The organism is Tenacibaculum amylolyticum, from assembly GCF_964511145.1.
In the GTDB taxonomy this organism is placed as follows: Bacteria; Bacteroidota; Bacteroidia; order Flavobacteriales; family Flavobacteriaceae; genus Polaribacter; species Polaribacter amylolyticum.
Window position 1 is genome coordinate 1 of the sequence record NZ_CAZEFZ010000061.1, and the last position, 1,144, is coordinate 1,144.

General features: G+C 33.6%; 1 protein-coding gene. It reads left to right on the forward strand.

Features of this window, described 5'->3' with window-relative positions; translation table 11 throughout:
• Window positions 1-1,144 (forward strand): ArdC family protein (locus ACKTTC_RS13155; RefSeq protein WP_408040297.1); only part of this gene is annotated, 1,144 nt, incomplete at both ends.

Below are 1,144 nucleotides of genomic sequence, written 5' to 3' on the forward strand. Positions count from 1 at the left end.
GTTTCCTTATGAGTTTTTAGCAGGCTTAGAGTATATAGAAGTAAGCGACACCGAAGGGCTTGGAAGAGCGCAATTAACACCCGATAAGATTTACGAAAGGATTACTCAAAAGATGATTGATAAAATGGGTAAATCTAATGGGATTTCACGGAGTGAATGGGATAGAAGATACAATACTAAAGAAGGCTTTCTAATACCCGTAAGTTATGATAGTAAAAAAACGTATCGAGGGATTAATATAAAACTGCTTCAAGGTGAAATGCCTGTACTTGAAAACCCTTTTTTTATTACTAAAAAACAAATAAAAAAAGAAGGGGGAACACTTAAAAAAAATGCAGCACCCTACTATGCAGTTTATTTTACACACTTATATAAATATAAAAACACAAAAAAAGAGGAGGGATTTAAAACGTATAACAAGCAAAAAATGAAAGACTATTTAGAAACTAAAAATATTGATGTAGATAGGTTTCATATTTTTGTTGATACCGTACCGATTTTGACTTCTCATGAGGTATTTAACGGTATTGATGTAAAAGGAATTGATTTTGGACTGGATAAACTAACAGAGTTACAAAAGGTAATGTACGGCTTTAAAAAAGCAAGTGATCCTAATAACAAGGGAGAGCGTAATAAAATAGCCGAGCTGATAATTAAAAACTTTCCTAAGAATATGCCAACCATTAAACATGGTTATAGAGGGGCTAGTTATAACGGAGGAACAGATTTAATAAAAATGCCAGATTTTGGGGCTTTTTATAGTGCCGATTCATATTACAGTACATTGTTTCACGAAATAATACACAGTACAGGACATCATACAAGATTAAAAAGACCAATGGGAGGAAAATTTGGTTCTATTCCTTATGCTAAAGAAGAATTAGTTGCAGAATTAGGCGCGACGTATTTATGTGCTTATGCGGGTATTTTATGGCGTACAGAACAAGACAACGCGAACTATTTAAAAAGCTGGCGTTTGAAAATTAAAATGATGCAAGACGATAAGAAAGTTATCATGCAAGCTGCAACACAAGCACAAAAAGCGGTTGACTTTCTGTTACAAATGGAAAAAGGAAAACCTAAATTTTATGCAGATTTAGAAAAGCAAATAAAAGCAGACGAAAAGGCATTACAGCAAGCCGAG